Raw genomic sequence first — 22,930 nt, forward strand, 5'->3', positions numbered from 1 at the left:
CGTCGGTCCGTCGGTCCGTCAGGCCATCAGGCGGTCGGCGGTGAGCTTGCGGGGAGTGTCGGCGAGGAGGGTGAGCAGCTTCGCGGCGGGCATCGGGGCGCCCGCCGTCGGTGGGGGGCGGCGTCTGGGGCAGGGTGCTGGAGCGGAGGGCTTCGCGCATGCGCGCCCAGAAGGCCGTCACGGCGTCGGGGTCGATGAAGTACAGCAGTGCGTACGCGGCCGTCTCCGGCTCGAAGCGCCAGCTCTCGGCCAGCGGGCCCGCGTCGACCGTGTCGAAGCCGAGTCGGCTGATCAGGTCGGCGGCTTCCGCCCTGGCCTGTGGGTCGTCGCCGGCGATGGGCAGGGCGGTGTGGTCGGCGGCGCCTGCGCCCCGACGTCACCACCGCCGATCTGGTCCTGCTCAGCGGCTCCCTGAGCCAGGCCGTCCTGACGACCGGCGACAGCCACCCGGGCGAGTGGCGCCGCCTCCTGCGCATCTCCCTCGACGGCCTCAGCAGCCGCAACACCGAACCCCTCCCCGACCACGAGACCCACGCGGAGACGCCCGCGCCCCGACAGCCGTAGCCGCAGAGCCCCTCCGCGCGTTCGGCGGAAGGGCTCTGCGATCGGGGCGGAAGGGCTCCGCGGGCGCAGCTGGCTCAGCCGCGGACGCCCCGCTTGAAGGCGGACTTTGACCAGAGGTAGCCCGTGAGGCCGATCACCGCGCACCAGGCCAGGGCGATCCAGCCGCTGTTGCCGATCTCGGTGCCCATCAGCAGCCCGCGCAGGGTTTCGTTGATGGGGGTGAAGGGCTGGTGCTCGGCGAACCAGCGCAGACCGGTCGGCATGGAGTCGGTGGGGACGATGGCGCTGCCCAGGAAGGGGAGGAAGGTGATGGGCATGGGCATGTTGCTGGCGGACTCGACCGTCTTGGCGACCAGGCCCATGCCGGCCGCGAGCCAGGTCAGGGCGAGGGCCAGGGCGGTCAGCAGGCCGACGGCGGCGAGCCACTCCAGGGCGGTGGCGTCCGGCCGGAAGCCGATGGCCAGGGCCACGCCGGTGACCACGACGGTGCCGAGGACCGTCTGGACGAGGTTGCCCAGGACGTGGCCGGTGAGGAACGAGGCCCGGGAGATCGACATCGTACGGAAGCGGTTCACGATGCCCTCGGTCATGTCCATGCACACGCTGAGGGCGGCTCCGATGCAGCCGGTGGCGACGGTCATCAGGATGATGCCGGGCGCGACGTAGTCGATGTAGTCGGTGCCGGCGACGCCCTCGCCCTGCGGCACCTGCGGGCCCTGGATACCGGCGCCGAGTGCGCCGCCGAAGGCGTAGTTGAAGAGGAGCAGGAAGAGGACCGGCATCATCACGATGGTGACGACGACGGACGGGTAGCGGATCGCGCGCTTCATGTTGCGGCGGAACATGGTGACGGAGTCACGGGCCGCGTAGGTGAGGCTGCTCATCGGGAGGTCTCCTGCTGTTTGTCGCCGGTCAGGGTGAGGAAGACCTCGTCGAGGTCCGGGGTGTGCTGCGAGAGCGCCTCGGGGGTGACACCGGCGCCGTCGAGGATGTCCAGGACCGCGCGCAGGGTGGGGACCGTGCCGTCGGAGGGGATCTGGAGCGTGAGTTCCTCGTCGTCGCGGGCGGTCGCGGCGAAGTGGGAGGCGGCCAGCTCCAGGGCCTCGGCATCGGCGAACGTGAGCGAGATGTGACCGCCGGGGATCAGACGCTTGAGCTCCTCCGCCGTACCTTCGGCGACCAGCTTTCCGCCGTCGAGCACGGCGATCCGGTCCGCCAGTTGGTCGGCCTCCTCCAGGTACTGGGTGGTGAGGAAGATCGTCACGCCGTCCTCGTCGACCAGGGACCGGATGATCTCCCACATGGTGCGGCGGGAGCGCGGATCCAGGCCGGTCGTGGGCTCGTCGAGGAAGATGATGCGCGGGTCGCCGACCAGCGTCATCGCCAGGTCCAGCTTGCGGCGCATCCCGCCGGAGTACGTGGCGACGGGCTTGCGGGCGGCCTCGGTGAGGTCGAAGCGGGCGAGCAGATCGGCCGTACGGCGCCGGCCCTCGCGGCGGGACAGATGGTGCAGGTCCGCCATGAGCATCAGGTTCTCCTCGGCGTTGAGGAGGTTGTCGACGGCGGCGAACTGGCCGGTGACACCGATGAGTTTGCGTACGGCATCGGCTTCGCGGTCCAGGTCGTGACCGGCGAGACGGGCGGTGCCGGAGTCGGCGGCGATGAGCGTCGACAGGATCTGGACGGTCGTGGTCTTGCCCGCGCCGTTGGGCCCGAGCAGGGCGAAGACGGTGCCGCCGGGGATGTCGAGGTCGATACCGCGCAGGACCTGCTTGTCGCCGTACGACTTGGTCAGACCGGTGGCGGTGACGCCAGTGGCGGTGGCGCCAGTGACGGTGGGACCGGCAGTGGTCGTGTGCGGGTTGGGGGGTGGGGGGCTCGTGGCGCTGGATGTGCCAGACGTGCCGGACGGGGAAGAGGGCGCGGGAGTGGGCGTGGACATGGGCATGACAGACAGCTCCTTGGCGGAGTACGAGAAGGGGGCGCGGGGCGCGGAAGGAGAGGCGAAGGCGGGGACGGAGGCGGGGCGAAGGCCCGGAGGGGCGAGGAGGAGAGGGCGGAGCAGGGGCTACGGGCGTACGTCGCGCCCGTAGCCGTCAGGTACCCGTAGCCCTCAGGCGCCCGTAGCCGTCAGGCCCGGCGGATGTGGATGTCGCCGACCGAGGTGCGGGCGGTGACCTCCACCGTGTCGGCGGCGTCGCCGGGGCCGTCGGCGGAGCCGAGGGTGCTGCGCAGGACGCCGACCTTGGTGTGGACGTCGAGCCAGGCGGCGGTCGTCTCGGGGATGCCGACCTCCAGGTCGCCGGTGGAGCCCCGCAGGGTGACCTTGCCGCGGGTGACCCGGCCCACCCGGATACCGCCGTTGGCGGACTTGGCCTCCACGTCGGCGTGGGCGGCGCCGACATCGATACGGCCATTGGCGGAGGAGACCTCCAAAGTGCCCGTGATTTCGGCGAGTTCGGTGTCGCCGTTGCCGTTCTTGACGACCAGGCCGCCCTTCACCGTGCCGACGGTGACACGGCCGGCCGCGATGATCTCGACCGAGGCGGTGGCGTGGTCGAGGTGGACCATGCCGAGTTCGCTCTTCAGCCGGGCGGCGGCGACGTCCTCGACGTGGAGGTCGCCGACCGAGGTCTGCAGCCGGGTCTCGCCGAGGCGTCCGGAGCAGTGGAAGTCACCGACCTGGGTGGTGCCCTCCAGGGTGGAGCCGGCCGGCAGGGCGATGGTGATGTCGATGCCGCCGACCTTCCCGAACGGCGAGTTCTTGCGCGGCCCCTTCACCGTGAGGACGCCGCCGGAGCAGGTCACCTTCGTCTGGCCGACGGCCTTGAGGTCCGCGTCGGAGGAGGGGTTGGCGGGCTGGACCTCTACGACGGTGTCGGTGCGGTCGGAGGCGATGATCCGGGTGCTGCCGATGGAGTACTCGACGATCGCGGTGATCGGCTCAGGGGTGTCGTACGAAGGCATGACGGATCTCCCGTCCTCTCTGAAGGGGTGGGTGAGGGTGGAGTGCGAGTGCGGGGCTCTGGAGCAGGGGTTGCCAACTGCTTGCCGGGGGGGGTGCGTACGAGGGTGAATGAGCTCGATCGTGTGATGGTCGGCTTCCCGGCTTGCGGCGGTGTGGGCTGTTCGGGCTACGGTGAGCGGGCGATCTGGGACGCCGGGAACGGAGCCAGCGTGCGGAGCCCCCTTTCCTCCGGAGGGAAGGTCTGGGGCCTCTCCGTCGCCCTCTGTCCGTACCCCCTTGGCCAGGTCGTGAGGGAACCGGCCTCCCGGGATCGGACCACGCACAGGATGCGTGTCGCCGCCCTGGGGTTGAGTACGCCGGGGACCAGTACGCCCAAGACCGTTCGGGGCGTGCGGCTGGGCGGGCTCACTCATGCTCAGTCCCCAGGAACGGTCAGCGGACCCAGCCGGTGAAGTTCCGGTCGCCGGGTGCGCGGTTCGGCCCGGAGGCGGGCGGCGCGGCCGTACGGGCGCCGGGTCCCGGGGTGAGGGCGGCGGAGGTGGCGCGGACCAGCCAGGCGTTGACGGAGAGCCCTTCGCGGCCGGCCGCCTCCTCCAGCCGGGCCTTGAGATGGGCCGGGAGGCGGAAGTTGATACGGGCCGAGGCACCGTCGTCGCTCTCCGGCAAGGGGGGCGGGGCGGGCGACTCGACCCAGGACGCGGCCGCCTCCTGGACCGGCGCGGGCGGCAGGGTCACCACGAACTCCGGGTCGGCGCCCCGGAGTCGTACGTCGACCGAGCCCGGGGCCAGCTCTCGGGTGACCTCGCCCATCGCTGCCGAGAGGGCGGTGAGGAGGGTGAGGCGGGTGGCGGAGTCGAGGGGCGCGACGAGACGTTCGGCCAGCGCCCGGGCCTCGTCACCGCCGGCCTCGGCGGCGACGACGAGCTCCTGGCGGAGGCGGTCGACGTAGGGGGTGAGGTCCATGACGCCATCATGGCACATCAATGGCGCCACGTGAAGCCGGAATGGCACAGGCGAGGCGCCGACCGGGTCGACACCTGGGCGAGGATGGAGTACTCCGCGCAGGTCAGGCGGCTTTTACGGTGCGCCACACGGAACGGCGCAAGCGGGTGCCCAGCGAGCCATCGACTGCCTTGATCGGCATACGCATGGCACCTCATGGCACTGGCTGGCGCCGCGTGGCACCGCTTGGCACCATGTGGCGTCCACCTGACGCCACATGGCACTGCGTAGCGCCGCATGGCGCCATGCGGCACTCGATGGCGCCACCGAACACCGGAGGTGGCATCACCCCCGCGCCGCTGTTTTCCGGACAACGATCGCGGCGGCGCCCTCGCCCACCACCCCGTCCCCGCACCGCCGACGGTCCCGCCCCGCACCGCCCCTCTTGGGGGCCCTGCTCCCCCGCTCTGGCGGAAAAGCACGAGGCATCTCCGGGGCGCGGGAAATCATGAGGCATGCGCCCGGATGACTGGCACCTCACCGAAGACGTCCATGAGTTCCTCTCCCGAGCCGGGGACTTCCTGCGCTCGCGCCCCGCCCTGCACACCATGCAGCTGACGGTGACCGAGAAGCATCGAGCAAATGGAACACCCGCGCCCAACACCACCGCGACCGGCACCACCGCGAACGAAACGCCCGCGAACGGCACGCCCTCGCACCGCCCCGAGACCCCCGTGTTCGGCCGGCTGGAGCACGACGGCGAAGTCCACGCCGGCTTCTACCATCGCTCCCCGACCGGCCCCCTGAGCCTCACCTCCGTCACCCCCGGGCAGGCCGACGCGCTCGCCGCCCGCCTGGCCGACCTGGGTCACCCCGTACCCGGCGTCAGCGCGGACCACGACGCGTCGTCCGCCTTCGCCGAGGCCTGGCAGCGGCGGACGGGCGCGGAGCCGGTGGTCACCACGCGGCTGCACCTCTACCGTCTCGGCACGCTCACCCCGCCGGACCCCTTCCCCGAGGGCCGGGGGCACGTCGTCGGCGAGCAGGACCGTGAGCAAGTCGTCCGCTGGTGCCGTGAGTTCTGCGTCGACGTCGGGGAGCAGTACTCCATCGACCTGATCGACGCCGGCGCCTGGACCGAATCCCGTTTCGGCGACAGGAACTTCACGTTCTGGGAGACGCCGGACGGCACCCCCGTCTCCATGGCGGCCGCGACCTCGATCGTCGGCGGCATGGTCAGGGTGGACCCCGTCTACACCCCGCCCCACGTCCGGGGCCGGGGCTACGCTGCGGCCGTCACGGTCGAGGCGAGCCGCGCCGCGCTGGCCGCGGGCGCGAAGGAGGTCGTGCTCTTCACCGACCCCGGCAACCCCACCAGCAACGCCCTCTATCAACGCCTCGGATACGTCCGGCTCACCGACTTCACGGTGTACGAGTTCTCGCCCTCACCCTCGTCCTCACCCTCGCCCTCGCCCTCATAGGAGCGGCCCTGCGGCGCGATCCTCGACGTACACAGGGGAGAGCGGTCAGGCGGTGGACAAAGATCGTGTGGGCGGGAGACTGACGTCATGACCGCCGCCGAAACAGACGCCAAGGCCGACCTCCACCACTATCTGCAATCCGCCCGCGATGCCCTGCTCTGGAAGCTCGAAGGACTCTCGGAGTACGACGCCCGCCGCCCGCTGACACCGACCGGCACCAACCTTTTGGGGCTGGTGAAGCACACCGCGAGCGTCGAACTCGGCTACCTCGGCGACACCTTCGGACGGCCGTCGGAGCAGCCGCTGCCCTGGCTCGACGCCGACGCCGAGCCCAATGCGGACATGTGGGCCACCGCCGCCGAGTCCCGCGAGGACATCGTCGGCCTCTATCGCCGGGCCTGGGCCCACGCGGACGCGACCATCGAGGCGCTGCCGCTGGACACCGTCGGCCGGGTGCCGTGGTGGCCGGACGGCCGGGACGAGGTGACGCTGCACCATGCCGTCGTCCGCGTCATCGCCGACACCCACCGGCATGCCGGACAGGCCGACATCGTCCGGGAACTCATCGACGGCGCGGTGGGCATGAACGAGGGCAACACCAGCATCCCGTCGAACGACCCGGCGTGGTGGGAGGACTACCGGAACCGGCTGGAAAGCGCGGCCAAGGAGGCCGACACAAAGGCGTGAGGTATGAGGTCGCCCTTTCCGCTCACGGTGGGGCCACCTCCCGAATCAGCCGGAATTCCGGCCGAATCCATATTGCCCGGCCCGACCGCCACCCCTTATCATGGGCGCATGACTGCCGGGTCGGCCTTGAGCCGTGAGCGGATGGGTTACCCGGCCTCCGAGTGAGGCCGGGGCGGGCCAGGAGCCCGCCCGTCGAATTTCCGCGCGCCAGACGATGACGTCCGACAACGACGCGACGTCCTCCCACACCGTGCTGCGGCCACTCCACACCACACCACACCACACCGTGGTATTGCGCCGCACCGCATTTCGCCAGGCCGCGCTCCACCGCGCCGCACTCCGCCGCGCGCCGCAATTGCCGCGCCGCAAGTGCCGCGCCACATTTCACCGCGCCGTATTCGGACGCGCACTCCGCCGACACCCATGCCTTTCGACACCCATGCCTTTCGACACCCAAGTCTTTCGGCATGCACGTCTTTTCGGCATGCATTCCGGCGGTCATGCCCCGAACCACGCGCCGCGGCAATCACCCATGCCCGAACACACCCTTCCCGTTCCCGAATACACCCTTCCCCAATACGCCCTTTCGCGGCAGACCATGCCGCCGTCCACCGAAAGCAGAGAATGCCCAACCCCTTCAACCAGCAAGTCATCGACGAATTCCGCTCCCGTCACGGCGAGGTCGGCGGCTACTTCGAAGGCGCCCGTCTGATCCTCCTGACCACCACCGGCGCCCGCACCGGCAACCGGCACACCACCCCTCTCGGCTACCTCCACGACGGCGACGGCTCGGTCCTCGTCATCGCGTCGGCCGGGGGATCGCCGAAGCACCCCGACTGGTACCGGAACATCACGGCCGACCCCCGGGTCACCGTGGAGACCGGCGCCTTCACCTACGAGGCCGAGGCCGTCGTCCTGCACGGCGAGGAACGGGACCGGGCGTTCGCGCGGGCCGTCGAGGACGAACCGGGGTGGGCCGAGTACCAGGCGAAGACGGACCGGACGATCCCGGTCGTCGCCCTGCGCGAGCTGCCCGTGGCAGGGCCGCCGAACATCAACGCCGACTCCATGGGCGAGGCCCTCAAGGTCGTCCACAACGCCTTCCGGCGCGAACTCGCCCTGATCAAGAAGGAGTTGACCGCCAGCGGCGGCCGGGCCGGCCTCGGCGCGCAGCTCCGCGTCAACTGCCTCACCTTCTGCCAGGGCATGCACAACCACCACACCGGCGAGGACATGGGCCTGTTCCCCTTCCTCGGCGAGAACCACCCCGAGCTGGCCCCGGCCCTGAGCCGCCTCCACGAGGAGCACGAGCGCATCGCCGCCCTCGTCGAGGACCTGCGCCGGGTGGTGACCGCCGAGAACGCCGACCCCGCCTCCGTACTCCCCGAGGTCGAGCGCCTCATCGACGAACTCGAAGCCCATCTCACCTACGAGGAGGAGCAGTTGATCCCGGCGCTGGAAGCCGCGGTGCAGCCCGCCGAGTGGACGGCGGAACGCGAGGACGAGACCGAGGCCTCGTGAGAGGGGACTGGACCGAGGCCTCGTGAGAGGGGCACGGAGGCCGGCCTCCGCACCGCGTGACCCACCGGTGAGCGGCGCACGAGCCCCCCGGGGGGAGGGAGATCGAGCTCGCGCCGCCGCTCACCGGCACCCGCTCACCGTAGCCACGGCCCTGATCAGCGAGGTGCCGGTACGGTCATGACTCCGCCGCCTTCCGGTAACACGCCCCCGGTCCGGGTCACCACGGCAGCGCTCGCGCGTGCACCACGTCCAGTCGCGACACCGCCCGGGTGAGGACGACGTACAGGCGGTGCAGTCCCCGTTCCTCGGCCGCCGCGATCGCCACCGGTTCGACGACCACGACATGGTCGTACTCCAGGCCCTTCGCGACCCCGGCCCCCAACACCGTGACCCGCGCCCGGAGTTCGTCCGGTCCGCCCACCGGAATGCCGGCCTCGTCGAGCGCCTGACACAGCCGTACGACGTCGGGTCCGTCGGCAGCGATGACCCCGACGGACCCCTCACACGCGAGCGCGTCCCGCACGGCGGCCACGGCCTCGGCGACGACCTCGGCCCCCTCCACCCTCCTGATCCGCAGCTCCCCGTCCCTCCGCAGGGACCGGGCGGCGGGCACGTCCACGCCCAGGCGGTCCAGCAACCCGTTCGCCAGTCCCACGACGGCCCGCGGTACCCGGAACCCGGTGGTCAGCGGGACGACATGGGCGTCCGGCTTGCCCAGGTGGGCGAGGAGGCCGGGCCAGTCGCGGGCGGCCCACGGCGTGGTCCCCTGGGCGAGGTCGCCCAGGACGGTCACCGAGCCGTAGGCCGCCCGGCGGGCGATCGCGCGGCACTCCATCGGGGAGAGGTCCTGGGCCTCGTCGACGACGACATGGCCGTAGCCGTCGGGGTGGGCGAGGAGCCCCGCGACCTCGTCGAGGAGGACGAGATCGGCGGCGGACCAGCGCGCCGACCGCCAGGTGCGCGGGGGCTTCGCCCAGGCCACGGCCTTCTGCTCGTCCGCGTCGAGCAGCCCCTCCGCCGCGCCCGCGAGCACGTCCGGGTCCCCGAGCAGCCGGGCCACGACCTCCTCCGGCCGGACCTTCGGCCATACGGCGTCGACGTACGCGCCGACCGGCCGCGACCGCGAGATCCGGTACAGCCAGGCGTTCGGGCGCGGCCCCGCCCGCCGCTCCGCCTGCTCCTGCAGCAGCCGGACCACCCGTGCCCGGACCCGCTCCCGCCCGACGTCGTACGGCAGTTCCTCGGCCCGTACGCCCGCCACGATCCGCCGCAACTCGTCCCCGGCCACCCGCCAGCGGTACGAGCCCTCCGCCAGCACCAGGGTCCCGAACGCCTCCGCCCGCGCCCGCTCCCCACTCGCGACGCCGGCGTACAGCGCACGTCGGAGCACCTCCGCCATCCGGGCGTCGTGCTTCACGACCGCCGCCCGCTCGTCGTCCTCGGCCCGCACCTCGTGCCGGGCGATCTCGTCCGTGACCGTCGACTGGCGTACACCCGTCTCGCCCAGCGCGGGCAGCACCTCCGCGATGTACGACAGGAACGTGCGGTTGGGGCCGAGGATCAGCAGACCGCCGCGACGGATGCGCTGGGGGTGGGTGTAGAGGAGGTACGCGGCGCGGTGCAGCCCGACGGCGGTCTTGCCGGTGCCGGGGGCGCCCTGCACACAGACGGAGGTCGCGAGATCCGCGCGCACCAGATCGTCCTGCTCCGGCTGGATGGTGGCGGCGATGTCCCGCATCGGACCGAGCCGGGGCCGCTCGATCTCGGCGGCGAGCAGACTCCCCGGGGTGGACGTATCCACACGAGCACCAGCACCAGCACCAGCACCAGCACCAGCACCAGGAATGGAACCGGCCAGGTGCTCGTCCTCCAGCCCCGTCAGGTCGGTCGAGTCCCCCCGGCTCCCCGGCGCCCACCCGAAGCGACGCCGGACGGCGACGCCCTGGGGGTCACGCGAACTCGCCTGGTAGAAGGCCCGCGAAACCGGTGCCCGCCAGTCCACGACGAGCGGCGGCGCGGCAGGGTCCTCGCTGATCCGCAGCCGCCCGAGGTGATAGCTCTGCCCGGCGTGGTCGCTGTCGGCCTGAGCGGCGAAGTCGAGCCGCCCGAAGAACAACGGACCCTCCGGCAGCTCTCGCATCTCCTTGGCCCGGCTGCGCAGCCGATACCCGAGCACCTCCGCGTCGGCGCCCGAGGCGGAGACGTCCTCGCCGACGACGACCTGCTCGCCCGCCCCCTCGACCATCGCGGCGAGAGCGGCACGGCAGGTGTCGTGGTAGGCGCGTTCGTGGGCCAGGACGTCCTGGAGGAGGGCGGGGCCGGCGGCGGGGTCGGCGGGTTCGCGAGGCGTCATTCCGCCGAGCGTACCGAAAAACGTGACCGAGTTAAATTTATTACCGAGGATCAATCACCCTCGACGGCCCCCTCCCCGCATCCCGAGCGGCAGCGCCCCCTCCAACCGCCCGAACACGCGCTCGGCAGCGGTGACGGCGTCCCGCTCGACCTCCTCCAGCGGATCCCCTCGCTCCACCCGCCGCCGGTTCTCCTCCGCGAGGACCCGCCGTACGGTCACGATCTGCCCGGCGGCGACCCGCGCGTCGAGCCCGCCGCCGAGCACCTCGGCCAGCGCGGACTCGGCCCGCTCCAGATGGCCGTAGGCCCGCGCGACCAGCGACGGCGTCCCGTAGAGCAGCCGGTGGAAGGCGAGCACCTGGGGATGGTCGCTCAGGCCGGTCACCGGGTCCCGCCGGGCCAGCCCGTCCAGAAAGTGCGCCCGCACGGCCCCGACCACCGACTCCCCCTCGGCCCGCCCCGCGACCACTCGCGCCGTCTCGTCCTCGTGATCGGCGATCCGGTACAGGACGAGGTCCTCCTTGGCCGGGAAGTACCGGAAGAGCGTCGGCTTCGAGATCTCCGCCGCCGCGGCCACCTCGGCCACGGACACCGCGTCGAACCCCTTCTCCAGGAACAGCCGGATCGCCACGTCCGAGACCGTCTCGTACATCCGCCGCTTCTTACGCTCCCGCAGCCCGCCACCACTCCCGTGCCCGCTGCCGTTCCCGCCGCCGTTCCCGCTCCCGCCACCACTTCCGACGCCACTACCGACGCCGCTGCCGCTCTCGCTCATGCCGTCGAGCCTAGGCACCACCGGCACGCGGCCGGAGCCACCGGGTCAGCGCGGCTTCGATCGCCGTCACGCCCGGGACCTTCTCGACACCCAGCGGGTACGCGCCCCGGCTCAGCACGTCCCAGACCGTCCAGCTCGCGCTGCGAAGCATGGCCCGCCGCGTCGCGCGATCCGTCGCGGGCGCGAGACGCAGCGCCTGTGAGGTGCGGATGACATCGGTGAACACCGACTGGGCCTTCTTGTAGTCGAGGAGTTTCGGCAGGTCCTCCCGCCAGCCCCGGGAGCTCCCCGACCGGACCTCCTCCACGAGCGAGCACCAGCGTTGCGTCATCCACCGTTCCTGTTCCGGCGGGTAGCGCATCAGGTAGAGGTGGGTGGCGAGGTCGTAGAGCGGGTCGCCGAACATCGCGAGTTCCCAGTCGATGGCCCAGAGGCGGCGGTCGCGGTCGACGATGAGGTTCTCTCGGTGGAGATCGGCGTGCAGGAGGCAGAAGGGGCGCTCACGCAGACCTGACACATGCTTCCTGAGCTGCTTGAAGGAGTCGGAGTCCAGGTTCAGCTCCGCGAACAGGTCGCCGTACTCCGGCAGATTGTCCCCGTACACCCGGTCCTCGGTGAAGCAGATCAGCCGGTCGAGGAAGCCCGCGCTGTCGCCCTCCCCCGCGCGGTCCCGCCGCTGGCACCTCCGCTTCACCAGCAGGCTCCGGGGGCGCACGGCGACCAACTGCCGGAACAGGGCGAGGATCTGCCCGAACTCCTCGTCGGGGACGGGCGTACCGGACGGGTGGAGCGCCCCGAGCGTCTCTCCCTCGACGAACCGCTGGAGGACGGTGCCCTCGACCTCGATCAGCTCGGGGATGTTGTCGATGCGCCCCTGGAGCTCGGTGAGCAGGCGCTCCTCCGAGTCGAAGCAGCGACGGTCGAACCACAGCAGGCTCTCGCGCGGCTCACGGCACTTCCAGCGAACGGCCCCGCCGGAACCGGTCTCCATGCCGGCACCGGCCTCGGGGGGCAGCCGGAAGACATAGGTCTCGTGGTGGTAGCCGCTGAGTGGTCCCTCCACCGCACCCGGGTCGGCGCTCATCTCATCGGCGCGGCGCCGCCCCTTGGAATCCGAATCAGCTGGCATTGCCCGTTCTCTCGCCGTGGTCGCACCCGTGGTGAAATCCAGGAAGTGGAGGCACGGTACTCCTCCGAAGGCGAGCATCGTGGCAGAAGCCGGGCTTTCGCAGGTGGCTGTCCACCGGTTGAACGCTCACGTGCCCGGGCCCGTACTGACACGCATCGCGCGACTGTCCGAAGGTGTCCCACGCGTGGGTCGGACGGCCGACTGCACCACACTGATCACGATGACTGCCATGAACCCCACCCTCCCCGAGACGACCGAGCCGCTCCGACCGCGCCAGCTGCTCGGCGGGGCCCGAGCCGTCCTCCTCGACTTCGACGGCCCGGTCTGCGACCTGTTCGCCGGACGGTCGACCCGGCCTGTCGCCAGGGAGATCAAGGCCATGGCACGGGAGAAGTGGAATGTGCTCGACCCCGCCGTGGAGGCGTGCGACGACTCGCACGCCGTCCTTCAACTCCTCCGGGACATGCTGGACCGAAGGAGGGACGCCGCCCTCGGCCCCACCGCCCTCGCCCCCGCCCTGGACCCCGCCGTCCTGCGTGCGGCGAGCGACATCGTGACGCGGTACGAGGAGGAGGCCGTGGACGCCGCGGTGCCGGCACCGGGGGTCGATCTGCTGCTGGACAGCCTGGCCGAGCACGGGAAGCGGCTCGCGATCGTGACGAACAACGCGGAAGGACCTGTGCGGAAGTTCCTCGGGCTTCACAAGATGTCCGGGAAGTTCGAGGCTGTCTGCGGCCGCGACCCGCGCGACCCGCGCCGTATGAAGCCCGATCCGAGCGTGGTGCGGCTCGCTCTGGAACACCTGGGGCACATCGCGCCGGAGGCCGCCGTGCTGATCGGCGACCAGCCCGGCGATCTCCGGGCGGCCGCGTCCGCCGGCGTACGGTTCCTGGGCTACGCACCGGACCCCGAGCGGGACCGCCGGCTGCGCCGGGCGGGCGCGCGCACCGTGGTCGCCTCGCACATCGAACTGGTCGAGGCCTGCGCGCCTGGGCCGGACCCTCACCCTCAAGGGTTCAGTCAGTCCCCGCCGCTCCGTCACCCTCGTCCGTGAGCAGGTTCCAGACCGAGTCGAACCAGGCCTGCGCGGAATCGACGAAGACGCTCTCCGGGGACGACGGATCGGCGCCCTTGACGTGGTGGGTGAGCGTGGCGCCCAGGCCGAGTACGTCGAGGGCGTCGACCAGTTCGCCCCCGCCGACCTCGATCGGGCGTTCGACGACCGTGTAGAAGCCGTGCAGCGCCTCGGTCTGGTTGCGCAGATACACCTTGAAGGTCGGCGTGATCGGCACATGCCGCACCAGGACGTCGACCTGGGGGACGAGCCCCACCCGCTGGAGATCCTCCAGCGCCTCGCGCAGCGATGATTCCTGCACCCGGGTGATGTCCCGAAGGCGTTCCCGCGGCCGTGTGTCCTCCTGGGACCCCCTGACCGTCGGATACGGCAGGGGCATCGACTCGCGGGGCAGAAGCATGCGCAGCAGGATGCGCTCCGGGGTGATCTCCCGGTCGCGCACCCGCTCCGCCTGCAGCCGGATGTGCGTGCTCAAGGACTCCGACGTCAGGGTGTGGATGTCCAGGAGCACTTCGCTCTGCTCGAAGGCGGAGTCGAAGAACGAGCGCGGTGTCACCTTGCTCGCCGCCCGGGGCCGCGCCCGCCGGGCCCCCAGCACCCGGGTGCCGCTCCCCCGCCGGGTCTCGACCAGGCCTTCCTCCCTCAGCCGGGCCAGCACCTTCTGGAGGGTGTCACGGGAGACGTTGAGCGTCTCGACGAGTTTCCGCTGGGGAGGCAGCGACGTCCCCTCCGGGTATGTGCCGTCCTCCATCCTGGCCCGCAGTGCCTCCAGGACATGCTCGAACTTGCTGCCGCCGGCCTCACCGGTCCATGTATCGCCCACCTCCCGACCGTACCGCTCCCCGCCCACGGGCAAACCAGTTCCGGTCAGCTAGCAGCCCAACTGGACTGCTAGTTAAGGGATCAGTCCAATCGGGAACACCAATTACAGGTCAATCACTGGCCAATTGGACTGACTGCCGGGGCAGTCGGCCGAACGGGGGTGGAGAACATGGTGTTCTGGGAAGTGCTGGTGGCAGCGGTCCAATTCCTCGCGGCCCATCTGGTGGGGCGGGCCCTCGGCCCTCTCGGACTCCTCCTGATGGTCGTCGTGGCCGTGGCCCTGCGGATCGGCCAGGCGCGCCTGGCCTGGTGGACGGCGCTCCTCTTCCTCCTCCTGATGGTTCAGGCCTGATCCGGGAGGTGGGTGCGGAGGACGTCCAGGACCGGCTTCAGCGAGTTCACCGTGTGCGCGAGGGGGACGCCCGCGTCCAGCAGGGCCTTGAGCTTGTGCTCGTTACGCGCGTAGCCGAGGAAGGGGACGGCAGCCTCGCGGGCCGCCTCGAAATCGGTGGGGGCGTCGCCGAGCATCAGGGCGCGGGACGGTTCGGCGCCCATCGCGTTGAGGGCCTGGCGCAGGGTGTGGGGGTGCGGCTTCATACGGTCGAGGTCGCGCGTACGGCCGTAGATGTACGGGAAGCAGTCGGTCAGACCCCGGGTCGCGATGTAACGGGACGCCGCGAGCGCCGAGTTGTTGGTGGTGATGGCGAACCGGGCCCGCCGTGACCAGGTCCGGATGAGCGGGTCGGCCCAGGTGGTGGGGTACGCCTTGGGCGCGGCGGTCAGCTCCTGCTGGGTGAGCCACTCCTCCACGTCGATGATCAGGTCGCTGCGCGGGTGGCGCCGGCCCAGACCCAGGAGAACCACCTGCGGGTCGGCCGTATCGCGCTCCCGCTCCGTCAGCAGACCCCCGAGCCCCCGCCTGTCGATCAACCCCACCAGATCCCTGGCCACTTGGTGCGCGGGATGCCCGGAGAACAGTCGACAGATCGGCCCGTCCAGGTCCCAGAGCACGAAGCGGACCGGGGTGATCAGTTCTCGAAGCGCTCGAAGGGGCTCTGTCTCTTCCGTCACCGGTTCAGTCTGCGCCGTATCAGCCGTGTCAGGAGTCACTAGGAGAGTGTCAGGTCCGTCGTGATGGTTTCCCAGAGGGCGTTGAACCATTGCTGGGACTGATCGACGAAGGCGGCGTCGCGGGGGCCGGTCTCCTTCTCGAAGGAGAAGAGGAGGGACTGGGTGCCGAAGGCGTCGTACATCTGCAGGGGCCCGTCGGCCATCTGCTCCTCGCGCTTCATGAGCATGTAGTAGGCGATCAGGGCCTCCTGCCCGTTGAGGAGGTAGAGCTTGACCGGCGGGGTGAAGGGCAGGGCCCGGAACGTCACGCTGACGTCGAGCTTGTGCGAGGTGCGCAGGGCCTGGAGGTTGTGGCGCAGGACGCGGATCTGGGCGTTGCGCTGATCGAGCCAGCGCCTGTGGACGGGGTCCTCCTCGTCGTCCTCGCCACGCCCCTCCACCGGCACCGGGAACGCCAGGTTGATCTTCCTGGAGGGCAGCAGGATACGGACGTCGATGGACTCCGGGCGGATCGTTCCCTCATGGATACGGCGGACCGGTTCGCCGAGGGCCAGCATCAGGGTCTCGGCGGTGAGGCAGGCCGCGTCGATGCGGACGTGCGGCGTGGAGAAGGCATCCGCCAGACGCGGGCCGAGGCCCACCATCGTCGGCTGCGGCTCGTTGCTCGCGGCGGGGCCGACCTCGGCGACCCGGGGCGGGCTGCCCTTGCTGACGTTGCTCAGCAGGCCGTCGTCCTGGAGGGCGCGCAGGGCCTGCCGGACCGTGCCGCGCTCCACGCCGAACTCCTCGGCCAGCTCCGCCTGGGTGGGCAGGCGTTCGCCGGGCCTGAGGTGGCCGCCGCGGATGCGGTCCCGCAGGGTGGCGGCGATCTCCTGGGACGAGAGCTTTCTGCCGTCGTTCACTGCAACGTTCTCCTGAGTCACGACCAAACGCTACAACTCTCACCCATCTTTGGGGAGTTCGCGCGAAGGTGGTTATGAACATAGACCAAATGGGAACCATTTAAACGAAGTTGGTTGCCAACTTTTCCAAGTTGGCTGAAGTTCTCCTTCTTCAGGCTCCGCCCGCCCCAGCCCCTCGGAGGAGGTACCACCATGCCCGCTGCCCTCGCTCTCGTCTCCGCCCTCGCCGTCGTCGCCCTCCAGCGTTTCGTCGAATGGCGTTACGGCACCATGGGAATCGTCGGCCTGCTGTTCCTCACGGTCGGGCTGAAGGCGAACAACCACACGTGCAGCTCGATCGGCGCCGTCATCCTCACGCTGATGTTCGCCGGCCCGGCGATGTGAGCCGGCCGTCCTCAGCTCGTGAGCAGCAGGTCCGAGCTGATGGTCTCCCAGAGCGCGTCGAACCACAGCCGGGACTGCTCGACGAAGGTCGTGTCCCGGGGTGCGGCGACCGCGCTCCGCTCGAACGCGAACAGCGTGGACTGGGTGCCCTCGGCGTCGTACATCTCCAGCTGCTCGCTGTCCACCTCGGCCTCCTTCCGCTGCACCGTGTAGTACGCGAACAGCGCCTCCTGCCCGTTGAGGAGGTACAGCTTCACGGGCGGCGTGAAGGGCAGGGCACGGAAGGACACATGGACGTCCACGCCGTGCGTGGACCGTAACGCCAGCAGGTTGTGCTTGAGGACCTGCCCCTGGGCGTTGCGCTGGGCGAGCCAGCGGCGCTGGAGCCGGCCGTCGACCGACGCGTCGACCGGGGTCGGGAAGGCGAGCGGGATGTCCCGGCTGGGCAGCATCACCCGGACGTCGACCCTGGCCGGTTTTATGCGCCCCGCGTGAATCTCGCGCAACGACTCACCCACGGCGAGCGTGAGGGACACGGACGTCAGGCACAGGGCGTCGATCTTCACGTGCGGGGCCGCGAAGGCTGCGGATATGCGCGGAGCGAGCTCCACCATCGTCGGCCGTGGCGCGGCACCCGGCCCGCCGACGGCCGCCGCGCCCACGCGTGGGGCGACAGTCGCCGGGCTGCCCTTGGAAACGTTGGTGAGCAGGTGCTCCGACTGCAGGATGCGCAAGGCCTGCCGTACGGCTCCGCGCTCGACGCCGAACTCGTCGGCCAGCTTGGCCTGTGTGGGCATGCGCTGTCCCGGTCGCAGCTCGCCGGACCTGATCCGGCCGCGCAACACGTCGGCCACCTCGTGGTGTGACCTCTGGGGCCGCTGTGACGACTTCCGCCCATCGACGGCCGTGCGTTCCCGCTCCACGCACAAACACTACAACTTCTCGCCATCTTTGGGCAGTTCGTGGGAAGGTGGTTATGAGACGACTCCAAGCGGAGATAAGTAAGGTGAAGTTGGTCGCCAACTTTCGCAACATGGTCAAACTTTCGGCTGGTTGGTGACTCTGGCAACTGCCACCGACCGTCCCACAGACCGACCGATCGACCTCCCTTCCGGAGGGGAGCCGGGAGTTCGACCGGTCCGCACCGTCACAACTGAATGGTTCAGCCACAACTGAATGCGCAGCCACAACCACAACTGAACAGCTACGGATACCGCACACACCAGAAAGGTCCCCGGAGGTCCCAGAGGCCTCAGAAGATGTCCGGGCACCACGGGCGCCTGGACGTCCGCAGCAGGGCGTCGGCCACGGAGGCGGCGCCCTTCCGCTGTTCCCGGGCCCGCCCGAGCGCGGCCAGCCGTACGGCGGACTCGTCGCCCAGCCACAGCGTCGCCAGGTCCGCGACGTCCAGGACGAGGTCGCCGTCCTCGCCCGTCGGCACACAACTCGCCCCGTCCGGGCCCGCGTCCAGCCGGTACCGCCCGTCGGCGAAGCCGTCCCTGTCCACGACCTCCAGCACCAGCGTCCCGGTGCCCGCGTACGTACGCGCCTCCAGCGCCCGTACGACGTCCAGGATCCGCACCCACAGCCAGTCCGCGTGAGTGGTGACGCTCACGGCGCGCGGGTCGGGGAAGAAGTGCGGCAGGAGGTCGTCGGGCGCCCGCCAGCCGCACTTGACCTTGGTGATCCAGTCGATCGAGCAGAGGTAGTGCCACAGGGCGCGCTCGGCTGCGGGGGTCGTCGCGATCAGCCAGTTGACGTCGGCCGTGTTCTGCGGCTGCTTCATCTGCCAGGTGTCGTCCGCCTCGTACGAGACCATGCCCTCGACCTCGCCGGTCGCCGAGCGGTAGACCGCGTAGAACGGTTCGGTCCAGGAGCCGTGGATCCGCAGGTCGCCCGTGTTGATCCGCCACCAGCGCTCGTCGCGGCTCACCGCGCCGGGTTGCGCGGCGCGCAGCCGGTCGTGCAGGGCGGGGCCGAGGGCGCGTACGGTCGCGCCGTCGACGAGGTCGACCCGGCCGCCGTCCGCCGGGCCGGACCAACGGGGGTCCAGGCCGGTGCGGGGGACGTCGACGGTCCACTCGGTGGTCCAGGTGGCGGGGCCGAAGCCGTAGCGGCCGTAGATCGGGTACTCGGCGGCGATCAGGGTGGCGACGACGTCGCCGCGGTCCTTCGCGGCGGAGAGGTCCTGGGCCATCATCCGGGTGAGCAGGCCCCGGCGGCGGTGCGTGGGGCTGACCGTGACGTTCGAGATGGCGTCGGCGGGGACGGTGCGGCCGCCGACGGTGGTGAGTTCCTGGGGGAAGGAGCGGAAGGTCGCCACGGGCTGGGGGGCGGGGGCGGTGGGGTCGAACGCGGCGAGTGTTCGGGACGGGTCTATGTGGGACGAGCGGTCCTTGAGCTCCTGGGGGGTGAGGGTTTCCGGAGCTCGGAGGAAGCCGATGTTGAGGGCGTTCAGCCAGGCCGGGATCTCGTCGTCGGTGACGGGGCGTACGGCTATGTCGTGGGAGGCGCGCATGGGGTCACGCTAGGGGGGTGTCGGCGGTGTGTCTTCCGGGTTTTCCTCGCCCCCGCCGCCCCTACCCGTCCCTCCCTCAAGGGGCTGCGCCCCTTCGACCCCCAGGCGTCCGTCCGGTGGGGGCTGGTCGCGCAGTTCCCCGCGCCCCTGAAAGGCCTACGGCCATTTCAGGGGCGAAAAAGCAGGGGCGCAGCCCCGCTTTTTCAGGGGCGCGGGGAACTGCGCGACCAGCCCCCACGCACCCGCAGCCGAAAACGCACCCCTCTACGTCAACAGGTCGTCCACCTGGGCCTCGCCCTCCCGGTAGCGGCGGGCGATCTCCGCGCTACAGTCGTCGGCCGTGCGCTGCAGGTGCTGGCGGCGGCCGGAGATCTGCTGCTCGTGGTGGACCAGGCGGGCGAGGCCCGCGGTGAGTTCCTCGTCGGTGCGGGCCCCGAGGTCGGACAGTTCGACCTCGTCCAGCATCTCCGCGGCCAGCCGGCGGTACTCCTCGCCGCGCGGCGTGCCCACGGTGACATGGCGGGCCGACGAACGGTGCCGGGCCGGGGCGTCCGTGAGGATCGCCGACAGCCGGTCCACGAGCGCCGAGCGCTCACCGGAGCCCGGTGCCGGTGCCACGGGGTCCGCCGCACCGCCCCTGCGGGCCAGTTCCGCGCGCAGGATGTCGATACGGCCCTGGAGCAGCCTCCGCAGATAGCTGAGATCGGCCTCGTCCCGCTGGGCGTCCCGGCGCAGCGTGCGCAGTTCGGGCAGCCGCAGCCGGGCCAGCTCGTGCTCGGCCGGGTCCGGCGGCGGAAGTGGTCCGCTGTCCGTGCGCTGGACCGGTGGCCGACGGACACCGGGGGCGGCCCCCGGCGTCGTACGGGTAAACGTCGCAGTGCCCGGGGGCTGCCCGGTACTCGATGTGCTCATGCGCCTCAACCGTCCCCTCGACCGGTGTGTGTGAGCATCGTGCCACTCTCCGTGGCCGCTTTGTGACCGAGTCCCCGCGATCCACCCCAGATGGGCGGTAATGGATCAATGAGAAAGACCGGGCAAAGCGCTCTTCAAACCCCCGTGATCACAAACCCCCCGTAAGAGGGACCCCCTGGCGAACGGCCGATGGACGGCGGCGGCATCATGGTCGGCATGCGTGCGGTGGTGCAGAGGGTCGACGGCGCGAGTGTCGTCGTGGACGGTGAGACGGTCGGGTCGATCGAGGGCGAGGGGCTGTGCGTCCTGGTGGGGGTGACCCACGAGGACACCAAGGAGAAAGCGGCGCAGCTGGCGCGGAAACTCTGGTCCGTGCGGATGCTGCACGACGAGAAGTCGTGCAGCGACGTGGACGCTCCGCTGCTGGTCATCAGCCAGTTCACGCTGTACGGGGACGCACGCAAAGGCCGGCGCCCGACCTGGAACGCCGCGGCGCCCGGGGGCGTCGCCGAGCCGCTGGTGGACGAGGTCGTCGCCCAGCTGCGCTCACTGGGGGCGACAGTGGCCACGGGACGGTTCGGCGCGTCCATGCGGGTGTCCCTGACGAACGACGGCCCGTTCACGGTGCTGCTGGAGATCTGAGCACCCTGAAGGCGCGGGCCCGCGCCTTCAGGGCCCGCTCGCGCCCCTACGGCTCGACCACGACCTCCTGCGCCGCAGCCGTCGTGTCCGCGAGGAGCCGCGCGTCGACCGGGATGTTCCGCTTGACCAGGGCCAGGGCGACCGGCCCCAGCTCGTGGTGGCGTACGGAGGTCGTGATGAAGCCGAGCTTGCGGCCCTCGGCGCCGTCGTCCGCCAGCCGGATCTCCGCGCCGCGCGGCGGGAGGTGGACCTCGCTGCCGTCGAGGTGGAGGAAGACGAGGCGGCGCGGCGGCTTGCCGAGGTTCTGGACCCGGGCGACGGTCTCCTGGCCCCGGTAGCAGCCCTTCTGGAGGTGCACGGCCGTGCCGATCCAGCCCAGCTCGTGCGGGATGGTGCGGTGGTCGGTCTCGAAGCCGAGGCGGGGCCGGTGGTGCTCGACCCGCAGCGCCTCGTACGCGAGCAGCCCGGCGGCGGGGCCCGTCTTCTCCGCGTACGACTCCAGGTCCGCGCGCGGGAGGAACAGATCACGGCCGTACGGCGTCTCGCGGACGACCGTGCCCTCCGGGACCTCGGCGATCGAGCCGGCCGGGAGGTGGACGACCGCGAAGTCGCCCGTCCGGTCGGCCGCTTCGACGCGGTAGAAGAACTTCATCGACTCCAGGTACGCCAGCAGCGCCTCCTGGGTGCCGGGCTCGACGTGCGCCCAGACGGTCGCCCCGTCGTCGACCAGGTACAGCGCGTGCTCGATGTGACCGTTGGCGGAGAGGATCAGCGCCTCGGTGGCCTCGCCGGTGGGCAGCTCGCTGACGTGCTGGGTGAGCAGCAGGTGCAGCCAGCTGAGCCGGTCCTCCCCGGAGACGGTGATCACGCCCCGGTGGGAGAGGTCGACGAATCCGGTGCCGTCGGCGAGGGCGCGCTGTTCACGGAACAGGTCGCCGTAGTGGGCGGCGACGCCTTCGTCCACGCCCTCGGCGGGGACGGCGCCGGGCAGGGACAGCAGAGGGCTTTTCATATGCCTAGCCTACGACTTGGTACTTGAAGCCTTGAGTGTGCAGCTCTCGCAGCGGCCGAAGATCGCGAAGTGCTTCAGGTCGGTGTCGAACCCGAAGGTCTCGCGCAGCTTCGCCGTGAAGTCCTGCGCCACCGAGACATCGGCCTCGATGACGTTCTCGCAGTCCCGGCAGACCAGATGGATGTGGTGATGCCGGTCGGCCAGGTGGTACGTCGGCGCCCCGTGCCCCAGATGGGCATGGCTGACCAGCCCGAGCTCCTCCAGGAGCTCCAGGGTCCGGTAGACCGTGGAGATGTTGACCCCCGACGCCGTCTTCCTCACTTCCACGAGGATGTCGTCGGGGGTCGCGTGCTCCAGGGTGTCCACGGCTTCGAGCACGAGTTGACGCTGCGGCGTCAGCCGGTAGCCGCGCTGCCTGAGGTCGCTCTTCCAGTCGGTGCTCACCACACCACGAGTCTAGAACTACTTGAAGAACGCGATGCCGTCGTCCGGCATGTCGTCGGGCAGGGCCTTGGCCCAGCGTTCGACGTCCTCGGGGGTGACGACCTTCTTCAGGTGCGCGGACATGTAGGGGCGCAGCTCGACGTCGGGGGTGGCCTTCTCGCCGACCCACATCAGGTCGCTGTTCACATAGCCGTAGAGCCGCTTGCCGCCGCTGTAGGGGCCGGAGGCCGCCGTGCGCGCGACCGCGTCCGTGACCAGGTCGATCTGCGGCTTCTGCTTGGCCAGCTCGCCGTACCAGACCTCGACGACGCCGTCGTCACGGGTCATCACGATCTCGACCTTGCGGTCGGCGTCCACCCGCCAGAACCCGGACTCGGTCTCCAGCGGACGGACCTTGTTGCCGTCCTTGTCCAGCACCCAGGTGTGGGAGCGGTACTCCAGGAAGTCCCGGCCGTCATGGGTGAAGGTGACCTCCTGACCGAAGTTGCACTTCTCGGAGCCGGGGAAGTCATGGACGCCCGCGCCCGCCCAGTCGCCGAGCAGAAAGGCGAGGGGGACGAGGTCCTTGTGGAGGTCGGACGGGATCTCGATCATGAGTGGCGGTTCCTGGGAGTCCTGGAGGTCCTGGGCGTCGGTCGGACGCGGGTCAGCGCTGGCCCTGGTACAGCTTCTTCACGGCCAGCCCGGTGAAGGCGAGAACGCCGACGGCGACCAGGACCAGCAGGGTCT

24 protein-coding genes are annotated in these 22,930 nt (G+C 70.7%); 8 read left to right on the top strand and 16 right to left on the bottom strand.

Annotation, left to right across the window (positions count from 1 at the left end; translation table 11 throughout):
- Positions 1-318 precede the first annotated feature (318 nt).
- Positions 319-564 carry a hypothetical protein gene (locus HW837_RS31795; protein ID WP_237270456.1) on the top strand — a complete coding sequence of 82 codons (246 nt, stop codon included), beginning with the start codon at positions 319-321 and terminating at the stop codon, positions 562-564.
- Between the two features lie 74 nt (positions 565-638).
- Here the strand turns inward: HW837_RS31795 and HW837_RS31800 are convergent, their stop codons facing one another.
- The 4 genes from HW837_RS31800 to HW837_RS31815 all read right to left on the bottom strand — a co-directional run bounded on the left by HW837_RS31800 (position 639) and on the right by HW837_RS31815 (position 4,495).
- Entirely contained in the window at positions 639-1,448 is an 810-nt protein-coding gene (locus tag HW837_RS31800) for an ABC transporter permease (RefSeq protein ID WP_045555962.1), read from the bottom strand.
- On the bottom strand, positions 1,445-2,512 hold the full coding sequence (locus HW837_RS31805) for an ATP-binding cassette domain-containing protein (RefSeq protein WP_237270457.1): 1,068 nt from the start codon (positions 2,510-2,512) through the stop codon (positions 1,445-1,447). The genes HW837_RS31800 and HW837_RS31805 overlap by 4 nt, the downstream gene beginning before the upstream one ends.
- A gap of 182 nt (positions 2,513-2,694) precedes the next feature.
- Positions 2,695-3,531 carry a DUF4097 family beta strand repeat-containing protein gene (locus HW837_RS31810; protein WP_045555961.1) on the bottom strand — a complete coding sequence of 279 codons (837 nt, stop codon included), beginning with the start codon at positions 3,529-3,531 and terminating at the stop codon, positions 2,695-2,697.
- A gap of 433 nt (positions 3,532-3,964) precedes the next feature.
- Entirely contained in the window at positions 3,965-4,495 is a 531-nt protein-coding gene (locus HW837_RS31815) for a toxin-antitoxin system HicB family antitoxin (RefSeq protein ID WP_193381487.1), read from the bottom strand.
- Positions 4,496-4,989: 494 nt separating this feature from the next.
- On the opposite strand from HW837_RS31815, the gene HW837_RS31820 reads away from it, so the two are divergent.
- The 3 genes from HW837_RS31820 to HW837_RS31830 all read left to right on the top strand — a co-directional run bounded on the left by HW837_RS31820 (position 4,990) and on the right by HW837_RS31830 (position 8,163).
- Positions 4,990-5,955: a GNAT family N-acetyltransferase gene (locus tag HW837_RS31820; RefSeq protein WP_193382465.1), complete on the top strand. Its 966-nt coding sequence runs from the start codon at positions 4,990-4,992 to the stop codon at positions 5,953-5,955.
- A gap of 87 nt (positions 5,956-6,042) precedes the next feature.
- Positions 6,043-6,642 carry a DinB family protein gene (locus tag HW837_RS31825; RefSeq protein WP_045555958.1) on the top strand — a complete coding sequence of 200 codons (600 nt, stop codon included), beginning with the start codon at positions 6,043-6,045 and terminating at the stop codon, positions 6,640-6,642.
- 624 nt (positions 6,643-7,266) lie between these two features.
- Positions 7,267-8,163: a nitroreductase/quinone reductase family protein gene (locus HW837_RS31830; protein ID WP_093789871.1), complete on the top strand. Its 897-nt coding sequence runs from the start codon at positions 7,267-7,269 to the stop codon at positions 8,161-8,163.
- A gap of 217 nt (positions 8,164-8,380) precedes the next feature.
- On the opposite strand, the gene HW837_RS31835 is transcribed toward HW837_RS31830, so the two are convergent.
- From HW837_RS31835 to HW837_RS31845, 3 genes are all read right to left on the bottom strand, one after another.
- Positions 8,381-10,516, bottom strand: a complete 2,136-nt coding sequence (locus HW837_RS31835) for a HelD family protein (RefSeq protein ID WP_193382466.1) — start codon at positions 10,514-10,516, stop codon at positions 8,381-8,383.
- Between the two features lie 54 nt (positions 10,517-10,570).
- Complete coding sequence (locus HW837_RS31840) at positions 10,571-11,167, bottom strand: TetR family transcriptional regulator (protein WP_045555955.1); 597 nt, start codon at positions 11,165-11,167, stop codon at positions 10,571-10,573.
- A 133-nt stretch (positions 11,168-11,300) separates the two neighbouring features.
- Positions 11,301-12,419, bottom strand: coding sequence for an aminoglycoside phosphotransferase family protein (locus HW837_RS31845; protein ID WP_193381484.1), 1,119 nt, complete (start codon positions 12,417-12,419; stop codon positions 11,301-11,303).
- A 220-nt stretch (positions 12,420-12,639) separates the two neighbouring features.
- On the opposite strand from HW837_RS31845, the gene HW837_RS31850 reads away from it, so the two are divergent.
- Positions 12,640-13,473 carry an HAD family hydrolase gene (locus tag HW837_RS31850; protein ID WP_234442432.1) on the top strand — a complete coding sequence of 278 codons (834 nt, stop codon included), beginning with the start codon at positions 12,640-12,642 and terminating at the stop codon, positions 13,471-13,473.
- On the opposite strand, the gene HW837_RS31855 is transcribed toward HW837_RS31850, so the two are convergent.
- Positions 13,436-14,317, bottom strand: a complete 882-nt coding sequence (locus tag HW837_RS31855; RefSeq protein WP_313895591.1) for a GntR family transcriptional regulator — start codon at positions 14,315-14,317, stop codon at positions 13,436-13,438. The two genes, HW837_RS31850 and HW837_RS31855, sit on opposite strands and share 38 nt — an antisense overlap.
- 168 nt (positions 14,318-14,485) lie before the next feature.
- On the opposite strand from HW837_RS31855, the gene HW837_RS31860 reads away from it, so the two are divergent.
- On the top strand, positions 14,486-14,668 hold the full coding sequence (locus tag HW837_RS31860) for a hypothetical protein (RefSeq protein WP_143110717.1): 183 nt from the start codon (positions 14,486-14,488) through the stop codon (positions 14,666-14,668).
- Here HW837_RS31860 and HW837_RS31865 read toward each other — a convergent pair.
- Positions 14,659-15,477 carry an HAD family hydrolase gene (locus HW837_RS31865; RefSeq protein WP_078853304.1) on the bottom strand — a complete coding sequence of 273 codons (819 nt, stop codon included), beginning with the start codon at positions 15,475-15,477 and terminating at the stop codon, positions 14,659-14,661. The two genes, HW837_RS31860 and HW837_RS31865, sit on opposite strands and share 10 nt — an antisense overlap.
- Positions 15,426-16,316 carry a GntR family transcriptional regulator gene (locus HW837_RS31870; RefSeq protein ID WP_177261863.1) on the bottom strand — a complete coding sequence of 297 codons (891 nt, stop codon included), beginning with the start codon at positions 16,314-16,316 and terminating at the stop codon, positions 15,426-15,428. The genes HW837_RS31865 and HW837_RS31870 overlap by 52 nt, the downstream gene beginning before the upstream one ends.
- A 165-nt stretch (positions 16,317-16,481) precedes the next feature.
- Here HW837_RS31870 and HW837_RS31875 point away from each other — a divergent pair, with 165 nt between their 5' ends.
- Entirely contained in the window at positions 16,482-16,673 is a 192-nt protein-coding gene (locus tag HW837_RS31875) for a hypothetical protein (protein ID WP_045555950.1), read from the top strand.
- Between the two features lie 11 nt (positions 16,674-16,684).
- Here HW837_RS31875 and HW837_RS31880 read toward each other — a convergent pair whose 3' ends face one another.
- The 3 genes from HW837_RS31880 to HW837_RS31890 all read right to left on the bottom strand — a co-directional run bounded on the left by HW837_RS31880 (position 16,685) and on the right by HW837_RS31890 (position 20,103).
- Positions 16,685-17,602 (bottom strand): winged helix-turn-helix domain-containing protein, encoded by a 918-nt coding sequence (locus tag HW837_RS31880; RefSeq protein WP_177261864.1) that lies wholly within the window; start codon positions 17,600-17,602, stop codon positions 16,685-16,687.
- 323 nt (positions 17,603-17,925) lie between these two features.
- A complete protein-coding gene (locus HW837_RS31885) occupies positions 17,926-19,191 on the bottom strand; it encodes a GNAT family N-acetyltransferase (protein WP_045555948.1) in 1,266 nt (421 codons plus the stop codon).
- Positions 19,192-19,455: 264 nt separating this feature from the next.
- On the bottom strand, positions 19,456-20,103 hold the full coding sequence (locus HW837_RS31890) for an RsiG family protein (RefSeq protein WP_093789873.1): 648 nt from the start codon (positions 20,101-20,103) through the stop codon (positions 19,456-19,458).
- Between the two features lie 216 nt (positions 20,104-20,319).
- On the opposite strand from HW837_RS31890, the gene dtd reads away from it, so the two are divergent.
- On the top strand, positions 20,320-20,745 hold the full coding sequence (gene dtd, locus HW837_RS31895; protein WP_193381483.1) for a D-aminoacyl-tRNA deacylase: 426 nt from the start codon (positions 20,320-20,322) through the stop codon (positions 20,743-20,745).
- A 46-nt stretch (positions 20,746-20,791) separates the two neighbouring features.
- Here dtd and ygfZ read toward each other — a convergent pair whose 3' ends face one another.
- From ygfZ to HW837_RS31910, 3 genes are read right to left on the bottom strand one after another with little or no spacing between them, the layout of a single operon-like run.
- Positions 20,792-21,757, bottom strand: a complete 966-nt coding sequence (gene ygfZ, locus HW837_RS31900) for a CAF17-like 4Fe-4S cluster assembly/insertion protein YgfZ (RefSeq protein ID WP_045555946.1) — start codon at positions 21,755-21,757, stop codon at positions 20,792-20,794.
- Positions 21,758-21,766: 9 nt separating this feature from the next.
- The gene (locus tag HW837_RS31905) at positions 21,767-22,204 is read right to left on the bottom strand and encodes a Fur family transcriptional regulator (RefSeq protein ID WP_045555945.1); all 438 of its coding nucleotides are present in this window, start codon (positions 22,202-22,204) and stop codon (positions 21,767-21,769) included.
- A 15-nt stretch (positions 22,205-22,219) separates the two neighbouring features.
- Complete coding sequence (locus HW837_RS31910; RefSeq protein ID WP_045555944.1) at positions 22,220-22,795, bottom strand: heme-binding beta-barrel domain-containing protein; 576 nt, start codon at positions 22,793-22,795, stop codon at positions 22,220-22,222.
- Positions 22,796-22,930 lie beyond the last annotated feature (135 nt).

It is taken from the genome of Streptomyces caniscabiei, from assembly GCF_014930365.1.
GTDB lineage: Bacteria > Actinomycetota > Actinomycetes > Streptomycetales > Streptomycetaceae > Streptomyces > Streptomyces caniscabiei.